The 3106-nt window shown below is 72.8% G+C and carries 3 protein-coding genes; 1 reads left to right on the top strand and 2 read right to left on the bottom strand.

The annotated features are described in order from the left end of the window. Positions 1-57 precede the first annotated feature (57 nt). Together AC4IJH_RS43290 and AC4IJH_RS43285 are read right to left on the bottom strand one after the other, a co-directional pair. On the bottom strand, positions 58-1548 hold the full coding sequence (locus tag AC4IJH_RS43290) for a hypothetical protein (protein ID WP_490857532.1): 1491 nt from the start codon (positions 1546-1548) through the stop codon (positions 58-60). A 104-nt stretch (positions 1549-1652) separates the two neighbouring features. Continuing rightward, complete coding sequence (locus tag AC4IJH_RS43285) at positions 1653-1904, bottom strand: hypothetical protein (protein WP_490857531.1); 252 nt, start codon at positions 1902-1904, stop codon at positions 1653-1655. Positions 1905-2046: 142 nt separating this feature from the next. Between AC4IJH_RS43285 and AC4IJH_RS43280 the strand changes: the two genes are divergently transcribed. Beyond that, on the top strand, positions 2047-3021 hold the full coding sequence (locus tag AC4IJH_RS43280; RefSeq protein ID WP_490857530.1) for a carbohydrate kinase family protein: 975 nt from the start codon (positions 2047-2049) through the stop codon (positions 3019-3021). The last annotated feature ends 85 nt before the right edge of the window (positions 3022-3106 follow it).

Genomic DNA, 3106 nt, shown 5'->3' with positions numbered 1-3106 from the left:
GCGCCACCCCGGCCTCGGGGTGGCGCCGCCTCCGTATGCGCGTGGTCGGCCCGGGCGCTACTTCCTCTCCGGCACCGCCTTGCCGTTCGAGGCGTCGACCACGCTCCGGTCGCCGAGCGGCTCCTTGAGCGTCACCGTCTGCGTGAAGCGCTTCGCCATCTTCACGCAGACCTGCCCCGGCTTCTTGTCCTTGCCGCTGACCTGCGCCTTCACGGCCTTGCCCGACTGGTCGGCAGAGGCGGAGTAGTCACTGCACACCCCACCCCAAAAGCGCAGCCGCAACTGCTTGCCGTCCTCGGCGAGGGCATAGGACTCCAGTGTCATCGTGACCGCCCCGGACGACTGCCCGCCGCCCGGCTTCTTCGTGGGCTGCTGACTCGGAGCGTCCCTGGGCGCCTTCTTGGGCACGAGGTAGTCGGGGTGCACCGCGGGGTGCGCGACCTGCGACGTCGCCGTGCCGGCCCCCGGGTGCCGCACCGTGAACAGCCACGAGGGCACCAGCGCCGGACCGCCGTCCACGTACTGCACCGCCAGCCCGAAGACGGCACCGCGCACCTCGGCCGACTTGCCCGTGTCCGACGCCCGCGCCTGCCCGGGCCGCGCCCGCTCGCCGTTGAGCCGCTCGAGCGTCTTGGCGGCGCTCAGCACCGGATAGTCGTGCCCCTTGACGGGCTTCGCCAACTGCCCGCTGCCGCCGACCACTTGGCCGTCCGCGCCGACCTGCAGATCGCTGCGCCAGCCGTAGGTGGGCAGCCCGCCGTACACCGGGTTCGCCGTCACGGTCCGCACCGCCCCCGACTGCGCGCCCGCGTCCAGCTTCGCCTCGCGCTGCCCCAGCGCCTCCAGCACCGGCCGCACCGCCTGCTTCGCCTTCTCCTGCGACACCGGCCCCGGCCCGCCGCGGCCCATCCCGTTGCCCGGACCGCGGAAGGACGGGCACTCGGGCCGGTCCGTCGGCGAGGACGCGCTGCCGTCCCCGGGGATCCTGGGCACCGCGCAGTCGGTACCGCCAGGGGTGCCGTAGCGGGAGTACGTCCACGAGCCCGACCCGGACTTGTTCACCTGCAGTACGGGGTCACGGGAGTCCCGCGACACCCCGCCGACCTTCCAGGTGCCGCCTTCCGAGCGCACCTTTCCGGCCACATCCAGCGCCTTGGCCAGCCGAATCACCGCGTCCTGGCCGATCTGCCCCTGCGGCCGGTACACCGGCGCGGAGTCCGGACCGCCGGGCAGGCCGGCCACCGCGTGGTAGCGGGTGCCGCTCGGGTCCGGCTCACCGGGCGCGATCCCGGGGCCCGGCCCCGGGTCCTTGGCCGGCGCGCCCAGCGCCAGCGGCGGCGGGCCGCCCTTGGCCGGGGCGCCCGCGCCCTCTTCGCCTCCGCCGCCCGAAGCGGACGAGGACCAGTACGCCACGCCGCCTCCGGCCAGCACCACTGCCACCGCCATCGAGGCGGCCACGAGCGAGGTGCGCCTGCTGCGCCCCGTGGTGGCAGGGGTACCGGCGGGGGTGCCGTCACCTTCGGCAGAGGGGGTGTCCTCGGTGCTCACCGCATCGCTCCTTCGGCTCCGCTGAACAACTGACGTGCCATCCCCCGTGAAGGGGACGCCACTTGGACGGAGCGGGGGCGCGCGCGGTTCCCTGCGTGCGCCGGTCAGTCGCCGTACTGGGGCATACCGTCCACCAGCGCGGCGGATGTGGCCGGAACCTCCACCCCGTGCAGGTCCGATGCCGAGCCGGGGGCCGGGCCGTCCTGGCGTACGGCCTTCCAGTGGGGCGCCATCTGCGCGCAGTCACCGCGCAGCTGATGCAGCGATTCCGCTTCGGCGGGGGACCAGACGGCGCCCGCAGAGACGGGGGAGGGTGCAGTAGGGGCGGAAGTGGCGGACTTCACAGACTTGGTCATACGGGCACCGTATGCATCCCGTGCTCCGCGAAGAAAGATCTACTATCGGGTAGTTTCACCAGGTCGGAAGGTATCGGACAACCGGGTAGCGTTGGCCTACGTCCGTCTCGTCCTTCCGCCTTCCCGCAGGAGCAGACCCGCCGTGCGAATCGCAGTCACCGGCTCCATCGCCACCGACCACCTGATGACCTTCCCCGGCCGCTTCGCCGACCAACTCGTCGCCGACCAGCTGCACACGGTCTCCCTTTCCTTCCTGGTCGACCAGCTCGACGTCCGGCGCGGCGGAGTCGCCGCCAACATCGCCTTCGGCATGGGCCAGCTCGGGACCAACCCGATCCTGGTCGGCGCCGCCGGCAACGACTTCGACGAGTACCGCGCCTGGCTGGACCGCCACGGCGTGGACACCGCCTCCGTCCACATCTCCGAGCTCCTGCACACCGCCCGCTTCGTGTGCACCACCGACGCCGACCACAACCAGATCGGCTCGTTCTACACCGGTGCCATGAGCGAGGCCCGCCTCATCGAGCTGCACACCGTCGCCGAGCGCGTCGGCGGCCTGGACCTCGTCCTGATCGGCGCGGACGACCCGGAGGCGATGATCCGCCACACCGAGGAGTGCCGCTCGCGGGGCATCCCCTTCGCGGCCGACTTCTCGCAGCAGATCGCGCGCATGGACGGCGACAACATCCGCATCCTCATGGAGGGCGCGACCTACCTCTTCTCCAACGAGTACGAGAAGGGCCTGATCGAGTCCAAGACCGGCTGGAGCGACGAGGAGATCCTCGCCAAGGTCGGCACCCGGGTCACCACCCTCGGCGCCAACGGCGTGCGCATCGAGCGCGTCGGGCAGCCGGCCATCGAGGTCGGCGTCCCCGAGGAGGACGCCAAGGCCGACCCGACCGGCGTCGGCGACGCCTTCCGCGCCGGCTTCCTGTCCGGCCTGTCCTGGGGGGTCGGCCTGGAGCGCGCCGCCCAGGTCGGCTGCATGCTGGCGACCCTGGTCATCGAGACCGTCGGCACCCAGGAGTACGAGCTGCACCGCACGCCCTTCATGGACCGCTTCACGAAGGCGTACGGCCACGAGGCGGCCGCCGAGATCCGGGCGCATCTCGCCTGATCCGGCCCGCGCCGTCCTCGGAGGGCCGCGCTCCCGCCCCGGCTGGGGCCGGAGCCGGTCCTCCGGGGGGGGGGGGGGGGGGGGG

Source organism: Streptomyces sp. UF-297, from assembly GCF_058245575.1.
The sequence above is the reverse complement of the archived record's forward strand: the minus strand, read 5'-3'. Positions and strand labels throughout refer to the sequence as shown.

What these genes read in the sequence shown, in the direction of transcription:
- AC4IJH_RS43285 (WP_490857531.1), bottom strand. Translation starts at nt 1,904, where the DNA reads ATGACCAAGTCTGTGAAGTCCGCCACTTCCGCCCCTACTGCACCCTCC.